This is a genomic window from Crenobacter sp. CS_VA4, from assembly GCF_055597485.1.
This window is the reverse complement of sequence record NZ_JBVMAE010000018.1, coordinates 21,705-42,687: the sequence shown is the minus strand read 5'-3', so window position 1 is coordinate 42,687 and position 20,983 is coordinate 21,705. Positions and strand designations below refer to the sequence as shown.

Sequence of the window (20,983 nt, the reverse complement as noted above, 5' to 3'; positions counted from 1 at the left end):
GGGAGGGTTTTGTTAGCGACTCTTAGTTCAAGCGTTGGACCGCTGACGATGAAGACAATCCTGTCTTAGAGCCGCTAACAAAACCCTGTGGAGCGATTCCAGCTAGGCGCTCTGCCGCTGACAGTACAGGTAGTACGGCAAGGCAGAGCAACAAAACTGGGAGGGTTTTGTTAGCGGCTCTTACCCTACGCTACGGCCCGTGTGCCTTATCCGACGGAGCTTGCGATGCCTGAGCAACTCACCAAATATCCAGAGGTTACCCTGCAGGTCCTGCGCAGTTCGGGTGCCAAGTGTGCGGAGGGTGCGCCCCAGGTGATACTCACCACCTGCCCCAGCGACCGGTTCTGCAAGTTGCCAGGAGGCGAGATTTGCGTCTACGGGCTGAACGACACAACAAAAATGACGCAGATCACGCCTGCCGAATGGAGGGGTATCTTGATGTCTCGTGAAACAGCACTTCCACACCAACCTTTCATGACCGACGGCCTTCTGATGGGCGGCGCAGGCCTGCTCTTGGGCGTAGCATTTGGCCTAGCCGTGTCGCGCTTCCGGCGCCAACGCCACTGAGTCGGAACGGGGCGTATCACATTACCGGCGAGAGCGCCGCACTTTCACGAGATGAGACATGGCAAAGAAATCGAGCGCTGGAATAGTGTTGTACCGTGTCCGGCAAGGCGAGCTCGAGGTTTTCCTTGTTCACCCGGGCGGGCCCTATTGGGCAAAGAAAGACGACGGCGCGTGGTCCATCCCGAAAGGTGAGTTCGAGCAGGGCGACGATCCATTGGCAACGGCGAAGCGTGAGTTCTTCGAGGAAACTGGCTCACCCATTGCGGCGGAGTTTCGTCCACTCACACCGCTGAAACAGCCCAGTGGCAAAGTGGTTCACGCTTGGGCCGCGGAGGGGGACATCGACGCGACCACGGTGAAGAGCAATTTGTTTTCCATCGAGTGGCCGCCTCGTTCTGGTATCACGCAAGAATTCCCAGAAGTCGATAAAGGCGAATGGTTCACTATCCCTGCTGCGTGGCAGAAGCTGTTGCCGGGGCAGCGTCCGTTTCTGGAAGAGTTGCAAAAGCTTGTAGGCCACACCACGCCGGATTCCAAACTGGCGGCGAATTCTCCTGATGGGCAAAGCTCCGGTACCGGAAAGCCGGAATAGGGAAGCCTAACATTTCATTTAAGCGGGACCACCAAAAGCTGGCGCTTTTGGTCGCCCCTTAACTCAGGCGTTAGACGTTACATATCTGGTTTCTGTGTGCCAGGTCATGGCGCTGCTATGCGCTTCCCTCAGACCCCACCTCACGACGATGCTCTTGCGTTGCACAAAAAACGCCCCTTCATAAAGGGGCGTCAACTCTGCTAAGCGCGCCTAATCGCTGAAGGGCTGGCCCTATAGTTAGCGGGCCGCTTCAGGCATCAGAATTTCGGCACGATATTGTGCTCGGCGCAGATCATGCGCGCTTCGAGCGTCGTCACGAAGGGGTTCTTACTGACTTGCACCAGGATCGAGGCCCCTGAGCTTTCCTTGCGAATCAGGGGGGATGCCCCTTGCATCAGTGCTTCCTTCGGCACGCGATACAAGTCGCCGGAGCCAAGTTCCACGTACGCGCCCGGCTGGTCCACATCCTGCCAACACACCTCGAGCAGGCGTGTTCTGTGTTGCGGTTCGATCGAGACATTGATGGACATAACGTCCTCCTCGGATATCCACACATCAATCTTGCTTGAAAGTTCCTGAACTATTGCCTCGGCCCGCTTCCGCGTGACTCGGTTGAGTCACTAGAAATTCGGTACGATATTGTGTTCACAGCAGATCATGCGCGCCTCGAGCGTCGTGATGAACGGGTTCTTGCTGACTTGCACGAGAACGGACGCCCCGGAGCTTTCCTTGCGAATCAGCGGGGACGCCCCTTGCAATAGCGCTTCCTTCGGAAAACGATACAAATCACCCGATCCAATTTCCACGTACGCGCCTGGTTCAGGAATGTCCTGCCACGCCACTTCCATCAGCCGCGTTCTGTGTTGCGGTTCAGCCGAAACATTTGTCGTTTGCGTTGTCATAACTATCTCCTTCCTTACCTGATCAAAGATCAAACACCAATCCCCTGGGGAACGGGAACGGTATTTTTTGATCCCGGCTCTCAACTGGGACCTAAGTATAGGTACTCCAGTTTGCGATTCAAGGCGAATTGCGTAGCCCCGCAGGCCTCTTAAATCGGCGTGCCGAATGACCGTCAGTAAATACCTTTTACATCATTCAGTTCTTATGGTTTCGTAATTCAGCGGTTTGGTCAAAAAATTAAATTTTGTGGTGCCGCTGGAGAGTGGTTTTAGCTTAGGTCGGTGGGAAAAGTGGTAAGGGCTTCGGTACTGCTGGTAAGTAGTTTTTGGCTTTGGCAGTATGTTTGGGCTGTTTGCTTTTGGCAGGCAGTCGAACCCGTCGTTGAAGGCGCGCCCTTCGGGCGCTGGGACCTGCTGGCGCAGGCCCATTAACTCAGGCGTTAGAAAATACAGGACCTGGCAATAAGTGCCTATTTCACCAGTCTGAAAATTAGCAGTTGAGAGGTTAGTGGGTTGTAGCCTCCGCTTTACTTCATGATTTACGTGTAAATTTGTTTACGTTCTCAAATTTTCCAGAAATTGTTCTTGAATGGGACAAAGAGGGCTTCATCGTAAAACTGCAAGCTCATGGTGCTAATTCTGGTCCTTTCAAAATAAATTTGAAAGTTGCAAAAGAGCAGGTTTTAAAATTTAGGGCCAAACAAGACCTTGCTCAGCGGCCGGTCAGAAGTGTCTACCTTCGTCGGGGTGATTCACACTCCAGGTTTTCCACTTCATCGGCGTTGCTCCTTTGCGGGTGATGGCCGCGGCTTGCGTTGCGACGGAATCGGTGTGAGGGGCCGAGTGGAGGTCAGCCCATCAGCCCTTCCAGCGAGCCGGCCAGCCGGCTGGCCAGTCGGCGACGCCAGCGGGGGGTATGTGGGTTCGAGCAGAGCCGGTCCTCCAGGCTGAAGCTGCCGCGGATCGCGTGGTAACCCAGCCAGCGCAGCGGCTCCGGTTCCCAGTGCCGCAACGCGCTCAGGCTTCCCTCGCGCATGACCCACGGCATCGCCAGCAGGGGGCTGTCCTGTTCCAGGATGAAGGCCGCCAGCGTGCGCCCCATCAGGTTGGCCGCACCCACGCCCTCGCCGCCGTAGCCGCCCGCGATGGCGATGCCGGCGGCGCGGTCGTAGAGCGCATGCGGGGCAAAGCGGCGGGCGACGCCCAGGGTGCCGCCCCAGCGGTGGCTGATCGGTGTGCCCTGCAAGCAGGGAAAGAGCTGGGTCATCAGCGTTTCACGCAAGCGGAATTCGGCGCTGTCCGGGTCGAAACGCCAGCGTACCTTGCCGGCAAAGCTGTAGCCGCCGCGGGCGCCGAAGATCAGCCGCCCGTCGGCGCTGCGCTGGCCGTAGGTCACCATGCGGCTGACGTCGCCGAACGCCGGACGGCGTGCCAGGCCGATCTCCGCCCAGCAGGTGTCGGACAGCGGTTCGGTGGCGATGATCAGGCTCTGGACCGGCAGGAGCTGTCCCTTGAGCGGCGCCAGCAGGTTGGCCGAACCCTCCACCGCCGGTACGATCACCCTGGCCTTCAGCTCGCCGTCGTCCAGCCGCACCGCCCCGGGGGCGAAGTCCCGCGCGCGGGTCTGTTCGTAGACGCGGACGCCCAGCCGCTCTACCGCATCGGCCAGGCCGCGCACCAGCCGCGCCGGGTTGATGGTGGCGCAGTGGGGCGAGTAGATCCCGCCCATGGCCCCGGCCAGCCGCACTTCCCGGTCGAGTTCGGCCTTGTCGAGCCAGCGGAAATCGCCTTCGCCGTGGCCGACGGCATGCAGCTGTTCCAGCCAGCTGCGGGCCAGTTGCTCCTGCTCCGGGTAGCGGGCCGCGCCATACACCACCCCGCCGTGGGCCAGCTCGCAATCGATCCCCTCGCGCTCCAGTACCGAGCGGACCTCGTCGACGATGCCGTACAGCAAGCGGCGGGCGGCGCTGCGCTCCGGTTCGGCCAGGCGGGCCAGCAGACGGTCCTGGTTGGCCAGGCCGCCGACCAGCCAGCCGCCGTTGCGGCCCGAGGCGCCAAAGCCGCAGACCTCGGCTTCGAGTACGGCGATATCCAGTGCCGGACAGGCGCGCTTGAGGTAGTAGGCCGTCCACAGCCCGGTGTAGCCGCCACCGATGATGGCCACGTCGCAGGCGGACGAACCGTGCAGCGCGGGGCGTGGCGTGAGCGGGGCGGGCAGGCGGTCGAACCAGAAGCTCGCGTCGTGGTAGGCGTTCATGCGGCACCTCCTGCGGTGGGTGCGGCGACGCTGGCCTGGCGGTCGGCATCCAGCATCAGGTAGAACTTGCGCACGCTGCCTTCCGAGTGCCATTCACCGTCGAAGCCGGGTTCGATCAGAAACGCCGCGCCCGGGCCGAACTCGGCCTGCGCACCGTCCCGGTCCACCAGGTGGACCCGGCCGCTCAGGATCAGGCAGAACTCGTACTGGTCCAGCTGCTTGATCTTGCGGTAGCTCTCCGAGGCCCATAGTCCGGCCGCGAGACCCGCCGCACTGAACAGCGGGGCGAGGTGCAAGAGCGGATTGCCGGACAGCTGCAGCGCCGGGTCATCGCGATAGCCCTCGTAGTTCACCCGGGGAACGACGACATGCTGGAGGTTCTCCATGATTTTCCTTCCGCAAGCATGGGATAAAAACATGGCGCTACCTTAATGGGCGGCGGAGGGCGCTGTCGTATGCGCGGGACCGTTAGGAATCTCGGCGGGCAAAGTGCTTCTGCGGTGTGGTGCCGGTGACCTGGCGAAACGCCTTGTAAAAGGTGGAGGTGGAATTGAAGCCCACGGCCAGCGCCATGTCGGCGATGCTGGCAGGGCGCTGGCCGGGCGGCATGGCCAGCAGGTGACGGATGCGCAGCTCGTTGATGAAGGCGTAGAAGGTGATGCCCAGCTCGCGGTTGAGGGCAAAGGAGATCTGGTTGCGGGTATAGCCGGTATCCCGGGCCACCTGGGCGAGGTCGAGCTCGCTGTCGAGAAAGGGCTGGCCCGCGGCGAAGTAGTCCTGTACGTCGGCGATCAGGCGTGTCAGGCGCTGGCTCGACAGGCCGATGCGATCCGCCGGTTGCTGGCCCGACAGGCTGACCGGCGCGCAGTACTCGTTGACGGCGATGATCTTGCCCTCGCTCACCCGAATGGCTTCGCTGCCGCGAAAGCTCACCAGCTTGCCGCTGGACGCCAGGCGGACCACGTAGCAGTACTGGATGAACGCGGTATCGCCATCGACGCGGATCCGGTCGGTATGCTGCAGCGACTCGTTGGTGCCGCTGGGCATGCTTTCGGCCAGGTAGGCCGGCAAGTCGGCGTGGCGCAACACCCGTTTTCGGTAGAAGTCGAAGTACTCCACATCCGGGTGGTACAGGGCCATGACACCGTCGATATCCAGGGCTTTCCAGCAAAGGTGGTAGCGCTGAACCGTTTCCAGCGTCTGGCGACTGACCTCGTCCATCTGTTTCCCGGGGGGCGCATGAAATGTCTGTCGATCTTATCACCGGGCTCCCGGCTTTCAAGATCGGCCGTCGCTGGGGAAACGGCCTCGTTGATGCCGAGTGGAGAGATCAGCGTCTCACGCGGCAGGCCGAGCCCGCTGGCTTGCATTGGGCGGTGATGGGCTCCTATCGAGAGCACCTTGCTGAGCGACGCTAGGCGGCGATAGGCTGGCGAGTGCTGGCATCGAGCAAGCCGCCGAGCGCCTCGCCGACCAGGATGATCGCCGGGCTGCCCAAGCCGGCCGAGTGCGCGTCAGTGGCCAGGCGCCCGAGCGTCGTCACCAGCCGCTGCTCTCGAGAAGTGCTCGCCCACTGCACCACCGCGGCCGGGGTGGACGCGGGCAGGGTGCGCCCGAGTCCGGCGGCGACGCTGGCGATCCGGCTCATGCCCATGTAGATCACCAAGGTGGTGCCGGTCGCGGCGAGCGCATCCCAGTCGGGCTCGGAGTCGTCCTGCGCGTGCGCGGTGACGAAGGTGACGCCGCGGCAGTGCTCGCGATGCGTCAGCGACACGCCGAGGCTGGCAGCAGCGGCGAGGCCGGAGCTGATGCCGTTGACGATCTCGACCGTTACGCCGGCTGCCTCGAGGTAGGCGATCTCCTCGCCGGCGCGGCCGAACAGCAGCACCTCGCCGCCCTTCACCCGCACCACCGTCTTGCCCTGCAGCGCGTAGCGGCGCATCAGCCGCTGGATGAACGCCTGCGGCGTCGATTTGCAGCCGCCGCGCTTGCCGACGCCGATCACCCGCGCCTGCGGCGCGAGCGTGACGATCTCGGGGTTGGCCAGGTCGTCGAGCAGCAGCACGTCGGCCGCAGCCAGCGCCTTCACCGCCTTCAGCGTCAGCAGGTCCAGATCGCCCGGACCCGCGCCGAGCAGGATGACTTTGCCTGTTTTCATTGTGTCTCTCCCCATCACGCTGCTTGCGGCACGGTTGCGCACAAGCGTTTCAGTTCCGGTACGCACGAGCCGCAGACGGTGCCGCAGCCGAGCGTGCTCTTGAGTTCGTTTACATCGGCGCCGTGCTCAACAGCGGCGCGGATCTGCGCTTCGCCGACCTGCTTGCAGTTGCAGACGATGCGATCGCGCGGCGCGGCCGCTATTAACTTCGGCGAGAACACCGCCAGCCGCGGGCCCTGCCAAGGATCGCCGGCGAGCAGCTTGTCGAGCAGCGCGTCGGCGCCGGCCGCGTCACCGGCGAACACGAAGCCGGAGAGCGCGTCGTCGTTCCAGCCGACCCGCTTGACCACGCCGCGCCGGGCGTCGCGGTATTCGAGCACGTCCGGCCCCGGCTGCAGGTCGAGCGCGGCGAACAGGCGTGCTAGCCAGCCTTCCGGCGCCGTCTTGCACGCGGCGCGCAGCACCAGCGTGTTTTCCCCCTGCAGGCTGATCGCGGCGTAGTCGCAGTCGGCGAGCAAGGGCTGCACCGCCGCGTGCAGCGCGAGCAGGTCGGCCGAACGGCAGGCGGCGAGGGCGCGCCACGGCAGCTCGGCGCGTTCGACGCGCACCGCCGCGTGCTTCAGTTCCGGCTGGTGTGAGCGGCCGTCGGTCTTGGAGGTGCTCGCCGCGTTGATGCCGCCCGAGTTGAGGAACTGGCCGCTCCAGTGCATCGCGGCGAATACGCTACCGCTTTGGACCTCGTCCGATACCGCCAGCGGCAGCACCAGGCCGCCACGCTTGCTCGTCACGCGCACCAACTCGCCGGCTTTCAGGCCGCGCCGTTCGGTGTCGTTCGGGTGCATCGTCAGCGATGGTTCCGGCGTATGAGAAAACAGCTGCGGCACGCGGCCGGTGCGGCTCATGCCGTGCCACTGGTCGCGCAGCCGGCCGGTCAGCAGATGGAACGGGTAGTGCGCGTTGGTCGGCTCGGCGACCGGCTTATACGGCGTCGCGTGAAAGCGCGCCCGGCCGTCTTGTGTCGCGAATACACCGTCGACGTAGCGGCGAGCCTGGCCGGTGTTCGCCCCGGCCGGTAGCGGCCATTGCTGCGGGCCGTCTGCGTCGAGCCGAGCGTAGTCGAGGCCACCGATGTCGAGGTCGCGGCCGATGGTCAGCCCAGCGTGCTCGTCGAACAGCTCGGCCGGGCTCTGGTACGGGAACAGCGAGGCGGATTCGGGGGAGAGCCTCTCCTCGATGCGGCGCGCGATCTCGGTGGCGATCCACCAGTCCGGCTTCGCCTCGCCGGGCGCGGCGACGGCGGCGCGCACCCGCGAGATGCGCCGCTCGGAATTGGTCACCGTGCCGCTCTTCTCGCCCCAGGTAGAAGCCGGCAATAGCACGTCGGCGAACGGCACGGTGTCGGTGTTGGTGTACGCCTCCTGCACGACGACGAACTCGGCGGTCTGCAACGCCTCGGCGACCTTGCCTAGGTCGGGCAGCGAGTGCGCCGGGTTGGTGCAGGCGATCCAGACCGCCTTGATCCGGCCGTCGCGCAGCGCATCGAACATCGCCACAGCAGGCAGGCCCGTTTCGGCCGACAGCCGCTCTACCGGCACGCCCCAGGCTTCGGCGACCTCGCTGCGGTGCGCTGCATTGCCGATGTCGCGGTGCGCGGCGAGCATCGTCGCCATACCACCGACCTCGCGGCCGCCCATCGCGTTCGGCTGGCCGGTCAGTGAGAACGGTCCGGCGCCGGGCTTACCGATCTGGCGGGTCGCCAGGTGCAGATTGATCAGCGCCAGATTCTTGTCGGTGCCGCGGCTCGACTGGTTAAGGCCCATGCAATAGAGAGACAGGCTGGCCCCGCCTTTGTTGGCACCACCGCGGCCGAACCATTCGGCGGCGGTGATCAGGTCGGCCTCGAGGATGCCGCACAGCTCGGCCGCCATCTTCGGCGTGTAGTCGCGCACCAGCGCCTTCAGTTCGGCGAAACCGTCGGTATGCGCCGCGATGTAGTCCGGGTCGATCAGCCCCTCCCAGATCAGGTGGTGCAGCATGCCGTTGAACAGCGCCACGTCGGTGCCGGGCTGGATCTGCAGGTGCAGGTCGGCCATCGCCGCGGTGTCGGTGCGGCGCGGGTCGATGACGATCCACTTGACCGCCGGGTTGGCCGAACGGGCGGCCTCGAGGCGGCGGAACAGCACCGGGTGCGCGTACGCCATATTGCTGCCGGCGAACAGCACGCAGTCGGCGAGCTCCAGGTCCTCGTAGCAGTTTGGCGGGCCGTCGGCGCCGAGCGCCAGCTTGTACGCGGTCACCGCGCTCGACATGCACAGCCGCGAGTTGGTGTCGATGTTGTTGGTGCCGATCAGCCCCTTCGCGAGCTTGTTGAACACGTAGTAGTCCTCGGTCAACAGCTGACCCGACACGTAGAACGCCACCGCATCCGGGCCGTGGCGGCGGACGATGTCGGCGAAGCGCTCGGCGACCGTGTCGAGCGCGGCGTCCCAGTCGACGCGGCGCCGTTCCGCGTCGCGGGTCAGCCGCATCTCGGGGTAGAGCGCGCGGCCGGTTAGGCTCGCGGCGGTCGCCGGCAGGTTCATGCCCTTGGTGCACAGCCGGCCGTGATTGGCCGGGTGGTCCGGGTCGCCCGCTATGCCGGTGATGCGGCCGTTCTCACTTTCAATGAGCACGCCGCAACCTACGCCGCAGTAGCAACACGTGGACTTGGTGACGGTTTTGCTCATGGTCCGACCCTCAGCTCAAGGCGAGAAACACGTCGCCGTTCTCTACACGGACAGGGAACCGCCTCGCACAGCCGACGTCCGGCGCCTTCGCCTCGCCGCTCGTAAGGTCGATGTTCCAGCTGTGCAGCGGGCAGGTCACCGTCTCGCCGTGGACGATGCCCTGGCTCAAGGGACCCGCCTTGTGCGGGCAGCGGTCGAGCAGCGCGAACACCGTGTCGGCGGCGGTGCGGAACACCGCGATATTGCCGGCGTCGCGTTCGATCAAGCGGCTGCCGAGCATCGGGATGTCGTCGACCGCGCAGACGCGCAGCCAGGGTTTTTCTACGGGCATATTCATCATGTTTCTCCTTCTAGCCGGCTCAGAGTCTGTCGCGAGCGGCCCTCAGCGGGGTGAAGAGCAGCGCAGAAACCGGAATGGACTTGATGTCCATGAGGATTTCGAGCAGCGCATGAGCCCCGATCAGGGCTGCGCAGCAAGACTCTGAACCGGCGCTCATGCGATGACCTTGATCGGGATAAATTCATTCTTCTGCGCGCCGGCGATGCGCGCCGCCCACGGGTCGGGCAGGCCTTCGAGCGAGTACAGCAGTCGCTCGTACAGCGCCTGGCGGTTGGCCGCGTCGTCGACGACCTTCGCCTTGATGTAGTCGAGGCCGACGCGGGCGATGTAGTGGACGGTGCGGTCGAGGTAGTACGCCTCTTCGCGGTACAGCTGCAGGAACGCGCCGCTGCATTCCTTCACCTCGTCGGCGGTCTTCACCTTGCAGAGGAACTGCGCGACCTCGGTCTTGATGCCGCCGTTGCCGCCGACGTACAGCTCCCAGCCGCTGTCGACCGCGATCACGCCGACGTCCTTGATGCCGGCCTCGGCGCAGTTGCGCGGGCAGCCGGACACGGCGAGCTTCACCTTGTGGGGCGACCACATGTTCGCCAGCATGGTCTCGAGGTCGATGCCCATCTGCGTGCTGTTCTGCGTGCCGAAGCGGCAGAACTCGCTGCCGACGCAGGTCTTCACCGTGCGGATCGACTTGCCGTAGGCGTGGCCCGACTGCATGCCCAGATCCTTCCAGACGTCGACCAGGTCCTCCTTCTTCACCCCGAGCAGGTCGATGCGCTGGCCGCCGGTGACCTTGACCATCGGCACGTGGTACTTGTCGGCGACGTCGGCGATGCGGCGCAGCTCGGCCGAGTTGGTGACGCCGCCCTTCATCTGCGGGATCACCGAGAAGGTGCCGTCCTTCTGGATGTTGGCGTGCACGCGCTCGTTGACGAAGCGGCTCTGCGGGTCGTCGACCGCCTCGTGCGGCCAGGTCGACAGCAGGTAGTAGTTCACCGCCGGCCTACAGGTCGCACAGCCGTTCGGCGTGCGCCATTCGAGGAAGTCGTAGACCGCCTTGTGGGTCAGCAGGTGGTGCTCGCGGATCGCGCGGCGCAGCTCGGCGTGCGTGTGGTCGGTACAGCCGCACACCGCCTTGGTCTTCGGCGTCTCCTGGAAGCTCGAGCCCACCGTGCTCATCAGGATCTGCTCGACGAGGCCGGTGCACGAGCCACACGAGCTCGCCGCCTTGGTGTGCTTCTTCACGTCGTCGACGGTGAACAGGCCCTTGTCCTTGATCGCCTTGACGATCGCGCCCTTGCACACGCCGTTGCAGCCGCACACCTCGTCGCTGTCCTGCATCGCCGCGGCACGGCTCTGGCCTTGCACGCCGGCGTCGCCGATCGCCGATTCGCCGAACATCAGCGTGTCGCGCAGGTCGGCGATCGTGCGGCCCTCGCGCAGCAGCTTGAAGTACCAGGCGCCGTCGGCGGTGTCGCCGTACAGGCAGGCGCCGACCAGCTTGTCGTCCTTGATCACCAGCTTCTTGTAGACGCCGCCGGCCGGGTCGGACAGCACGATGTCCTCGGTGCCGTCGCCGCCGATGAAGTCGCCGGCGGAGAACAGGTCGATGCCGGTGACCTTGAGTTTGGTCGACAGCACCGAGCCCTTGTACTGGCCGATGCCCAGCTGCGCCAGGTGATTGGCGCAGACCTTGGCCTGCTCGAACAGCGGGGCGACCAGGCCGTAGGCGACGCCGCGGTGGCTGACGCACTCGCCGACCGCGTAGATGCGCGGGTCGAACGACTGCAGCGCGTCGCTGACGACGATGCCGCGGTTGCAGTAGAGGCCGGCCGATTCGGCCAACGTGCTGTTCGGGCGGATGCCGACCGCCATCACCACCAGGTCCGCCTTCACCTCGCCGCCGTCCTTGAAGCGCACCGCGGTGACGGCGTCGTCGCCGACGAGCTCGGCGGTCTGCTTGCCGAGCAGGAAGGCGAGGCCGCGTTCCTCCAGCGACTTCTGCAGCAGCCGGCCGGCGGTCTCGTCGAGCTGGCGCTCGAGCAGCCAGTCGCCCAGGTGCACGACGGTCACGTCCATGCCGCGCAGCTTCAGGCCGTTGGCCGCTTCCAGCCCCAACAGGCCGCCGCCGATCACCACCGCGCTTTTCTTGGTCTTGGCGGCGTCGATCATCGCCTCGGTGTCGTAGATGTCGCGGTAGCTGATCACGCCCGCGAGGTCCTTGCCCGGCACCGGCAGGATGAACGGCGTCGAGCCGGTCGCGAGCAGCAGCCGGTCGTACGGTTCTGTTATGCCTTCTGGAGTCCCGTCGTCGGCGATCACCACGCGGCGCACGCGGTCGATCTGCGTCACCGCCTTTCCGAGGTGCAGGCGGATGCCGTTGTCGGAATACCACGAGAGCGGGTTGAGGACGATGTCCTCGAACTCCTGCTCGCCCGCCAGCACCGGCGAGAGCAGGATGCGGTTGTAGTTCGGGTGCGGCTCTGCGCCGAACACGGTGATCTCGTACAGCTCCGGCGCCAGCGCCAGCAGTTCCTCGACGGTGCGGATGCCGGCCATGCCGTTGCCGACCACCACCAGTTTGAGCTTCTTCATCTCAAGACCTCTTCATTAACCTTGTGAATCGTCGCGAGCAGGCGAGAGGCAAGGAACCCGCACCGCAGAGACCGGAATGGACATGGAGTCCATGAGGATCTCGAGGAGCGCGTGACGCCGCATATCGCCTGCGCAGCAGATTCAGACTCGTGCTGCCGCGGCGGACCAGCTGCTGCGCCACCGCTGCTTCACCCCGGCGAGGCTCGCCCAGCCCAAGGCGGCCAGGCAGGCGAACAGCCACAGGCCGCTCGCGTAGCCGCCGGTCGCCTGCTTGATCGCTCCGAGGCTCGCCGCCAGCGCGAAGCCGCCGACGCCGCCGGCCATGCCGATCAGGCCGGTCATCACGCCGATCTCCTGGCCGAAGCGTTGCGGCACCAGCTGGAACACCGCGCCGTTGCCGGCGCCGAGGCAGAGCATCGCCAGGATGAACAGCGTCACCGCGCCGCTTGCGCCGCCGAGGCCGAAGCCGGCCGCGGCGATCAGGCAGGCGGTCGCGGCGTAGACGGCGAGCAGCGAGCGAGTGCCGCCGATCCGGTCGGCGAGCACGCCGCCGAGCGGGCGCATTACCGAACCGGCGAACACGCAGGCGGCGGTGTAGAGGCCGGCGGTCTTGGCGTCGAAGCCGAACTGGTCGTGGAAGTAGCCGGGCAGGGAACTGGCGAAGCCCGAGAAGCCGCCGAAGGTGATCGCGTAGAAGAACATGAACAGCCAGGCGTCCTTCGCGCCGAGCACCGCCGCGTAGTCGGCCAGGCGCTTCTTCGGCGCGGCGCCCGGCGCGTCCTGCGCGGCCTTCGCGTAGATCAGCAGCGTGAGCACGAGCGGAATGCACGCGAGGCCGAACACGTTCTGCCAGCCGAACGCCATGGCGAGAGCCGGCGCGAACAAGGCGGCGAGCACGGTGCCCGAGTTGCCGGCGCCAGCGATGCCCATCGCGGTGCCCTGGTGCTGCGGCGGGTACCAGCGCGACGCCAGCGGCAGCGCGACCGCGAACGACGCGCCGGCCACGCCGAGGAAGGCGCCGAGCGCCAGGGCGCCGGCGAGGCTGGTGAAGCCGACCCGCCACGCGGTCAAGAGTGCGGCGATCACGATAACCTGGCCGATCAGCCCGGCGCGCTTGGCGCCGATGCGGTCGACCAGCACGCCCATCGCCAGGCGCAGCAGCGCGCCGGCCAGGATGGGCGTGGCGACCATCAGGCCGCGCTCTTGGGTGCTCAAGCCTAGGTCGCCGGCGATCTGCACCTGCAACGGCCCGAGCAGGTACCAGACCATGAAGCTGAGATCGAAATAGAGAAAGGCCGAAAACAGCGTGGGCTTGTGTCCTGCCTGCCAGAACGAACGGTCCATCTTGCATCTCCTGGTTGCCGCAACCTGGGCGGTGTAGGGCGTGCTCGGCCCAAAATAAAACGGCGTCCGCTCGCGCTTTTAGTCGCACGAGGGGACGCCGTTGTCCTTGCGGGCGAAGGCCGCCGTTGGCCTCCACCCTGTATTTCGTCTGGCCGGCACGCCGTTGCGCCGGTCACTGATTGTTTAGCAAGGGCTGTGCCAGGGCGGATATCGACGCGAAAGCGCCTTCTCACGGTGAGTGGTTGATGCTGAGGCCGGGTTTTTCGCACCGCATCGGTGCGATTTTGCTGCGTACGCACAAGCATTGTGCGTCGCAACACGAACCGGGCAGCGCTAGGCCGGCACCTTCGCGCGGATCGCGAAGCGCTCCGCGTAGCCCTCCGGATCGCGGCCGTCCCAGGCCACGCCGTCGATCAGCACGCTCGTGCGGTACTCGCTCGCCGGCACCGCGACGCCGAGCGCCTCCGCCACCTCGCGGTACAGCACGGTCTGGTTGATCGCGGCGGCGACGGCCGGCAGGTCGGCCGAATCGTCGAGCAGCCCCCAGCGCCGGTACTGGCTCAGGAACCACAGGCCGTCCGACAGGTACGGGTAGTTGACCTCGCCGTCGCCGAAGAAGCGGATCGACGGCCTGTCGTCGCCGAGCAGGCGCGGCAGGATCAGCGCCCGGGCGCGGCCGATGCAGGCCGGGCCGGCCAGCCAGCCGGCCGCGTCAAAGCGGTGCTCGGCGTCGTCGAGCCAGCGGCACGCCTCGAGCAGCGTCATCGTCAGCGCCCGCGCGGCGTTCGGATGGCGGGTGACGAAGTCGCGCCGGCAGGCGAGCACCTTCTCCGGGTGCTCGGGCCAGATCTCGCCGCTGCGGATCACCGTTCGGCCAACCCCGTCGGCCTCGGCGACCGCGTTCCAAGGCTCGCCGGCGCAGAAGCCGTCGAGCACGCCCGACGCCAGCGCGTCGCTCATCTGCGGCGGCGGAATCACCACGCTCTTCACCTCGGCGAGCGGATCGATGCCCTGCGCCGCCAGCCAGTAGTACAGCCACATCGCGTGTGTGCCGGTCGGAAAGGTCTGCGCGAACACCGGCCGGCGCGGCTCGGCGGCCAACAGCTCGCGCAGCGGGCGACCGGCGTCGAGTTCCGCCGCGAGCCGGGTGGACAGCGTGATCGCCTGGCCGTTGCGGTTGAGCGTCATCAGCAGCGCCATCGGGGCCTTGGGGCCGCCGAGGCCGAGCTCGACCCCGTAGACGAGGCCGTACAGCGCGTGCGCCGCGTCGAGCTCGCCCGAGAGCAGCTTGTCGCGCACCGCCGCCCACGATGGCTGGCGATAAAGCTCGATCGTGATGCCGTGGCGGCGACCGAGGTCGAGCTGCTTGGCGACGACCAGCGGCGCGCAGTCGGTCAGGGACACGAAGCCGAGCCTGAGGGTGGTTTTTTCCGGCGCATCCGAGCCGGTGATCCGGTCGCCGGGCTGGTGGGTGAACAGGTGCGACATAAGATTCTTTCCTCGTACTCAGCCGAGCAGGTTCGCCATCGCGATCAACTGCCGTGCCACCTCGGCGATCCGTTCGCCCTGTCGCATCGCCTGGCTGCGCAGTGCCTCGTAGGCCTCGGCCTCGGTGAGGCCGCGTTTGTTCATCAGGATGCCCTTGGCGCGGTCGATCAGCTTGCGGTCGGCGAGCCGCTGCTCAGCGTCGGCCAGCCGCTTCTTCAGGCGCGCCTCTTCCTCGAAACGCGCTAGCGCCACGTCGATGATCGGCGCGAGCCTCTCCGCCGTCACATGATCGACGACGTAGGCGGTTACGCCGGCGCCGACCGCATCGCGGATCGCCTGCGGCTCGCTGCGCTCGGCGAACATCACCACCGGCCGCGGCGCGGCCTGGCCCATCACCGCGAGCTGCTCGAGCGTATCGCGCGATGGCGACTCAGTATCGATGATCACCACGTCTGGGCTCAGCTCTTCGACCGCACGCAGCAGCGCGGCGGCGCCGTCGACCTCGGCGACCACCGAATAGCCGGCGCACGACAAGGCCTCGCGCAGTTCGCCGATGGGCTTGTCGGTATCGTTGACGAGAAGGATGCGTAGCATGGGCCGAACCAGGTTAAGAGTCGCTGACCCCTCTCGTGCCGTCGCTAGGATGGCAAGGGGGCGCCTCTTAATTCAAGCAAGTTGCGTGCCGGTCGGCCGTGCTGATTCGCTTCGCCGCCTCAAAAACAGGCTGGATATCCGCCGGGATCTGGGCTTTGTTTATCACATCGACGATGCTAGCCGCGGCGAGGCGCCCCTATGGGACTGACTGGCCCTGCTGGGAATCTCTAAAAACCTGCTGCGTAGCACGGATGCTTCGTTGGGCGGTGCTCGAAATCCTCATGGACATTGAGTCCATTCCGGTTTCTGCGCTCCGTCCGCCTCGCCTGCGTGCCGCTCGCGTCGGTTTTTAGAGGCTCCCTGCTGCGTCTGGGAGCGGATGAATGCCGGCCCCGGCCTGGGGGCGGCGGATCATGGATTATTCGGTCGGGGCCAGTGTCGGTCTGGACCGAGTTGTCATACCTGATGAGGAATGCACGATGAATCATCGCAAACTTGGCAAGACCGGCCTGGACGTTGCGCCGCTGGCTTTCGGCGGAAATGTGTTTGGCTGGACGCTGGACGAAACCGCGTCGTTCCGTCTTCTGGACGAGATGGCCGAGAAGGGGCTCAACTTCATCGACACCGCCGACGTCTACTCCAGCTGGGTCCCCGGCAACCGTGGCGGCGAATCCGAGACGATACTCGGGCGCTGGTTCAAGAAGGGCGGCAAGCGCAAGCAGGTCATCCTGGCGACCAAGGTCGGCTCCGAGATGGGGCCCAATCAGAAAGGCTTGTCGAAGGCCTACATCATGAAAGCCGTCGAGGCGTCGTTGCGTCGCTTGCAGACCGATTACATCGATCTGTACCAGGCCCATGTGGACGACGCCGACACGCCGCTGGAAGAGAGCCTGTCCGCCTTCGATCGCTTGATCCGGGACGGCAAGGTCCGCGCCATCGGCGCGTCGAATTACAGCGCCGACCGGCTGAGCGAGGCGTTGGCGATCAGCGAGGCCAACGCGCTGGCAAGCTACGCCACCCTCCAGCCGCTGTACAACCTGTACGACCGTGCCGAGTTTGAAACGGATCTGGCGCAGACCTGCCAGGAAAAAGGCATCGCGGTGATCAGCTACTTCTCCCTGGCCAGTGGCTTCCTGACCGGCAAGTACCGCTCTTCGGCCGACCTTGCCGGCAGCGCCCGCGCCGGCATGGTCGGCAGGTATCTGGATGAGCGTGGCCTGCGTATCCTGGGCGCCCTCGACAACGTGGCGCACGCGATCAGCAGCACGCCGGCCAGTGTCGCGCTGGCCTGGCTGATGAACCGCCCGGGGGTGACCGCGCCGATCGCCAGCGCCACATCGGTCCCGCAGTTGAAAGCGTTGATCTCGGCCACCGAGCTTAGGCTGTCCCAAGCGGATATGGACTATCTGACCGAAGCGAGCGCCTGACCGAACGGTAGGCGAGGGCGGCGGGGTCCTGCCGCCCTCATCGAAACCCGAGCATTGCCCATCTGCCCTTGTCGTCATTCCCCGTTCCCCAGCTTCCTTCTGGCCATGGCCGGTTAACGCCATGCCGTACCCCCTGTCTTGCCGCACGCTCGGGGCAGGGTGGACCTTGCCATTTTCAAGGCGGTTTTACTGCCTGGTGGCATGCCATTCATCGCCGAATGCCGCCGCCGGTACCGGGCAGTGAGGCGTCATCGACGCAGCCGGAAGACAAATCAAAAACACGATCCCTATAACGAATGAAGTTGCCCGTGACACACCTACAGTCACGGCGCGCGCCGCGTGATCGGGCCGCGCCGTCAAGGAGTCACTATGTCCACTCATGGTCGAGACGACGCCCGCGTGACAGGGCAGTCGCCCTCGCTGCCGGAGCGCCGCCGCTGGTTGATCGCCACCGGGCTGGCCGCCGGCACGCTGGCGCTGTCGGGCAGATGGGTGCGTACCGCGCTGGCGCAGAGCGCCGCCGGCGCCGATGCCGCGCAGAGCGCCAACTTCCTGGCGCTGTCCCACTTCTTGACCGGCAAGGCCCGGCTCGACCCGCGCGTCGGCGGACGGCTGTACGCGGCGCTGTCGGCCGAAGATCACCGCTTTGCCGAGCAGATGGCGTCGCTGGCCGCCTTCGCCAGGGACCGCGGCTTCACCGACGTGGAAGCGCTGACCGCGGTGCTGGACGCGCAGGGTGTCGAGCAGGCCAAGCTGCTGCGCCGCATCGTGACCGCCTGGTATACCGGCGTGGTCGGTGACGGCCCGAACGCCCGGGGGGTGATCGCCTACGCCGACGCGCTGATGTTCCGGCCGGTCGGTGACGTGCTGATGCCGCCCAGCTATTGCCAAGCCGCGCCCAATTACTGGGTCGCCAAACCACCGATGGCCTGAGGTCTCCCATGAGCGAAAACCTGTCTGCCGACGTCGTCGTCATCGGTTCCGGCGTGGCCGGCGCGCTGGTTGCCCACCAGTTGGCTACGGCCGGCGCCTCGGTGCTGATGCTCGAGGCCGGCCCGCGCCTGGAACGCGGCCGCATCGTCGAAAACTTCCGCAACCAGGCGGACAAGGACGACTTCCAGCGCCCGTACCCGGCGGCCAGGCACGCGCCGCATCCGGAATACGCGCCGGACAACCACTACCTGATCCTGAAGGGGCCGGACGCCAAGTCCTACTCCTCGCAATACCTGCGCGTGGTCGGCGGCACCACCTGGCACTGGGCCGCGTCGGCCTGGCGCTACCTGCCGAGCGACTTCACGATGAAGACGAGCTACGGGGTCGGCCGCGACTGGGGGATCGGCTACGACGAGCTGGAGCCCTGGTACTACCGCGCCGAAGTCGAGCTCGGCGTGTCCGGCCCGAACGACGGCACCGACCTCGGTTCGCCGCGCAAGCAACCGTATCCGATGGACCAGCTGCTGCTCTCGTACAACGACCGGCGCTTCTACGACGTGCTCAACGCCAACGGCTTCAAGCTGGTGTCCGAGCCGGTGGCCCGTAACAGTCGCCCCTACGACCGGCGGCCGACCTGTTGCGGCAACAACAACTGCATGCCGATCTGCCCGATCGCCGCGATGTACAGCGGCATCATCCACGTCGACAAGGCCGAACGCGCCGGCGCCAGGCTGCTGAGCAATGCGGTGGTGTACCGGCTCGAGGTGGACGCGCAGGACCGCATCGTTGCCGCCCACTACAAGGAGGCGGACGGCAACTCGCACCGGGTGACCGGCCAGTATTTCGTGCTGGCCGCCAACGCGCTCGAATCGGTGAAGATCCTGTTGATGTCGGTCACCGACAAGTGGAAGAACGGTCTCGCGAATAGCTCCGACCAGGTCGGCCGAAACCTGATGGACCATCCGGGCACCGGCGTCACCTTCCTCGCCGACGAGCCGCTCTGGCCGGGCCGCGGCCCGATGGAGATGACCTCGATCGTCGACCACCGCGACGGCGAGTTCCGCCGCGAGTGGGCGTCGAAGAAGCTGCACCTCAACAACCAGGTGCAGACCCGTCACGCCACGCTGAGGGCGCTGGCGATGGGCCTGACCGGCAAGGGGCTGGAAGGGGAAATCCGCTACCGCAGCGCGCACACGGTCAACATCAACAGCTTCCACGACATCCTGCCCGACCCGGACAACCGCATGCGCCTGTCCGACCAGAAGGACGCGCTGGGCCTGCCCCAGCCTGAGATCACCTACAAGATCGGCGACTACACCAAGAAGAGCGCGGCGCACACCCGCGAAGCCTACGCCAAGATCGCGGAGCTGTTCGGCTGCCGGGAGATCGAGTTCAGCGACGAATTCGCGCCGAACAACCACCTGATGGGCTCGCTGATCATGGGCACCGACCCGCGCGACTCGGTGGTGGACGGCCAGTGCCGTGCGCACGACCACGCCAACCTGTATATGGCGACCAGCGGCGTGATGGCGTCGGCCGGCAGCGTCAACTGCACGCTGACCATCGCCGCGCTGTCGCTACGCATCGCCGACACCCTGAAACGCGTCTTGGGCAAGGCGTCCTGAGCCTAGCGGAGACCCAGACGCCATGAATCCTGCCTACCTGTTCAGCCGCGTTCGCGCGCTCGCCCTAGTGGCGCTGCTGTGCGCCGGCGCCGCCCACGCCCAAGACGCCGGTGCCGATCAGATCAAGCGCGGCGAGTACCTCGCCCGCGCCGCCGACTGCGCCGCCTGCCACACCGCGCCGGGCGGCAAGCCGTTTGTCGGCGGCTACGCCATCGAGTCGCCGCTGGGCGCCATCTACTCGACCAATATCACCCCGTCGAAGAACGGCGGCATCGGCGGCTACACCGAAGAGGAGTTCGACCGCGCGTTGCGTCATGGCATCCGTGCCGACGGCGCGCACCTGTATCCGGCGATGCCGTATACCGCCTACGTCAAGCTGGTGCCGGACGACGTGAAGGCGCTGTATAGCTACTTCATGCAGGCGGTGGTGCCGGTGGATGGCGCGGCCAGGGCGACGAAGCTGCCGTTCCCGTTCAACGTGCGTCTGGCGATGGGCGGCTGGAACCTGTTGTTCTTCGACAAGGCGCCGTTCCAGCCCGACCCGGGCAAGAGCGTCGAGTGGAACCGCGGCGCGTATCTTGCCGAGGCGCTCGAGCACTGCTCGTCCTGCCACACGCCGCGCAACGCGCTGATGGCCGAGAAAAGCGGCCAGGCCTACGCCGGCGGCGCGCTCGGGGCCTGGTACGCGCCGAACATCACCTCCGACCCGGTCAGTGGCCTGGGCGGCTGGAGCGAGGCGGAAATCATCCAATACCTGAAGACCGGCCGGGCGGTCGGCAAGGCGCAGGCGGCCGGGTCGATGGCCGAGGCGGTCGAGCACAGCCTGCAGCACCTGAGCGATGCCGACCTGAAAGCGATCGCGGTGTACGTGAAGGACATCCCGGCGATCCGCGACCCGGGCGACCAGCGGCCGGGCCACGCCTTCGGTTCGGCCAACAGTGACGAGGCGACGCTGCGCGGCGTGGCCGGCGTGTCGGCCGGCAATGTCACCGCCGGCGCCGAACTGTTCAGCGCGGTGTGCGCGAGCTGCCACCAGCCGGCCGGCAGCGGCACCGCCGACCAGTACTACCCGTCGCTGAGCCATAACACCACGCTCGGGCGCGGCAGCGCCAGCAACCTGATCGCGGTGATCCTGCACGGGGTCGCGCGCAATACCGACGGCAAGCAGGTGTTCATGCCGGGCTTCGGCGCCGACAGCCAAGTGAGCTCGCTCTCCGACGAGCAGATCGCCGCGGTGGCCAACTACACGCTGAAGCAGTACGGCAACCCGGCGCTGCAGGTGAGCACCCACGACGTGGCGGTGGCGCGCGAGGGCGGCGAGCCGCCGCTGTTGGCCAAGTTGCCCAAACTGCTGCCGTGGCTGGTCGGCGCGGCGGTGGTGATCATCGGCCTGATTGGCTGGCTGATCGGCCGCCGCCGCAAGGCCTGATCCGCTGTG

General features: G+C 66.1%; 18 protein-coding genes. 6 read left to right on the top strand and 12 right to left on the bottom strand.

What is annotated here, in order from left to right:
- Positions 1-225 precede the first annotated feature (225 nt).
- Positions 226-567, top strand: coding sequence for a hypothetical protein (locus ACZ2IA_RS16370; RefSeq protein WP_470293662.1), 342 nt, complete (start codon positions 226-228; stop codon positions 565-567).
- Between the two features lie 58 nt (positions 568-625).
- Entirely contained in the window at positions 626-1,159 is a 534-nt protein-coding gene (locus ACZ2IA_RS16365) for an NUDIX hydrolase (protein WP_470293661.1), read from the top strand.
- A gap of 257 nt (positions 1,160-1,416) precedes the next feature.
- On the opposite strand, the gene ACZ2IA_RS16360 is transcribed toward ACZ2IA_RS16365, so the two are convergent.
- From ACZ2IA_RS16360 to ACZ2IA_RS16305, 12 genes are all read right to left on the bottom strand, one after another.
- On the bottom strand, positions 1,417-1,689 hold the full coding sequence (locus ACZ2IA_RS16360; RefSeq protein ID WP_470293660.1) for a hypothetical protein: 273 nt from the start codon (positions 1,687-1,689) through the stop codon (positions 1,417-1,419).
- 90 nt (positions 1,690-1,779) lie between these two features.
- Complete coding sequence (locus ACZ2IA_RS16355; RefSeq protein WP_470293659.1) at positions 1,780-2,061, bottom strand: hypothetical protein; 282 nt, start codon at positions 2,059-2,061, stop codon at positions 1,780-1,782.
- A gap of 850 nt (positions 2,062-2,911) precedes the next feature.
- Positions 2,912-4,318 carry an NAD(P)/FAD-dependent oxidoreductase gene (locus ACZ2IA_RS16350; RefSeq protein WP_470293658.1) on the bottom strand — a complete coding sequence of 469 codons (1,407 nt, stop codon included), beginning with the start codon at positions 4,316-4,318 and terminating at the stop codon, positions 2,912-2,914.
- The gene (locus ACZ2IA_RS16345; RefSeq protein WP_470293657.1) at positions 4,315-4,704 is read right to left on the bottom strand and encodes a cupin domain-containing protein; all 390 of its coding nucleotides are present in this window, start codon (positions 4,702-4,704) and stop codon (positions 4,315-4,317) included. Before ACZ2IA_RS16345 ends, ACZ2IA_RS16350 begins: the two co-directional genes overlap by 4 nt.
- Positions 4,705-4,786: 82 nt before the next feature.
- On the bottom strand, positions 4,787-5,539 hold the full coding sequence (locus ACZ2IA_RS16340; RefSeq protein WP_470293656.1) for a helix-turn-helix domain-containing protein: 753 nt from the start codon (positions 5,537-5,539) through the stop codon (positions 4,787-4,789).
- 193 nt (positions 5,540-5,732) lie between these two features.
- Positions 5,733-6,476 carry a uroporphyrinogen-III C-methyltransferase gene (cobA, locus tag ACZ2IA_RS16335; RefSeq protein WP_470293655.1) on the bottom strand — a complete coding sequence of 248 codons (744 nt, stop codon included), beginning with the start codon at positions 6,474-6,476 and terminating at the stop codon, positions 5,733-5,735.
- 14 nt (positions 6,477-6,490) lie between these two features.
- The gene (locus ACZ2IA_RS16330; protein ID WP_470293654.1) at positions 6,491-9,202 is read right to left on the bottom strand and encodes a nitrate reductase; all 2,712 of its coding nucleotides are present in this window, start codon (positions 9,200-9,202) and stop codon (positions 6,491-6,493) included.
- A 10-nt stretch (positions 9,203-9,212) separates the two neighbouring features.
- Positions 9,213-9,539, bottom strand: coding sequence for a nitrite reductase small subunit NirD (gene nirD, locus ACZ2IA_RS16325; protein WP_470293653.1), 327 nt, complete (start codon positions 9,537-9,539; stop codon positions 9,213-9,215).
- 156 nt (positions 9,540-9,695) lie between these two features.
- A complete protein-coding gene (gene nirB / locus ACZ2IA_RS16320; RefSeq protein ID WP_470293652.1) occupies positions 9,696-12,134 on the bottom strand; it encodes a nitrite reductase large subunit NirB in 2,439 nt (812 codons plus the stop codon).
- Between the two features lie 141 nt (positions 12,135-12,275).
- Positions 12,276-13,478 (bottom strand): nitrate/nitrite transporter, encoded by a 1,203-nt coding sequence (locus ACZ2IA_RS16315; protein ID WP_470293651.1) that lies wholly within the window; start codon positions 13,476-13,478, stop codon positions 12,276-12,278.
- A gap of 333 nt (positions 13,479-13,811) precedes the next feature.
- Positions 13,812-14,966, bottom strand: coding sequence for a CmpA/NrtA family ABC transporter substrate-binding protein (locus ACZ2IA_RS16310; RefSeq protein WP_470293650.1), 1,155 nt, complete (start codon positions 14,964-14,966; stop codon positions 13,812-13,814).
- An 18-nt stretch (positions 14,967-14,984) separates the two neighbouring features.
- Positions 14,985-15,560 (bottom strand): ANTAR domain-containing response regulator, encoded by a 576-nt coding sequence (locus tag ACZ2IA_RS16305; protein WP_470293649.1) that lies wholly within the window; start codon positions 15,558-15,560, stop codon positions 14,985-14,987.
- A gap of 479 nt (positions 15,561-16,039) precedes the next feature.
- Here ACZ2IA_RS16305 and ACZ2IA_RS16300 point away from each other — a divergent pair, with 479 nt between their 5' ends.
- The 4 genes from ACZ2IA_RS16300 (at position 16,040) to ACZ2IA_RS16285 (ending at position 20,974) form a co-directional block, all read left to right on the top strand.
- Entirely contained in the window at positions 16,040-16,987 is a 948-nt protein-coding gene (locus tag ACZ2IA_RS16300) for an aldo/keto reductase (protein ID WP_470293648.1), read from the top strand.
- Between the two features lie 369 nt (positions 16,988-17,356).
- Positions 17,357-17,920: a sorbitol dehydrogenase family protein gene (locus ACZ2IA_RS16295; protein ID WP_470293647.1), complete on the top strand. Its 564-nt coding sequence runs from the start codon at positions 17,357-17,359 to the stop codon at positions 17,918-17,920.
- An 8-nt stretch (positions 17,921-17,928) separates the two neighbouring features.
- Positions 17,929-19,545 carry a GMC family oxidoreductase gene (locus ACZ2IA_RS16290; RefSeq protein WP_470293646.1) on the top strand — a complete coding sequence of 539 codons (1,617 nt, stop codon included), beginning with the start codon at positions 17,929-17,931 and terminating at the stop codon, positions 19,543-19,545.
- A gap of 22 nt (positions 19,546-19,567) precedes the next feature.
- Positions 19,568-20,974 (top strand): c-type cytochrome, encoded by a 1,407-nt coding sequence (locus ACZ2IA_RS16285; protein ID WP_470293645.1) that lies wholly within the window; start codon positions 19,568-19,570, stop codon positions 20,972-20,974.
- The last annotated feature ends 9 nt before the right edge of the window (positions 20,975-20,983 follow it).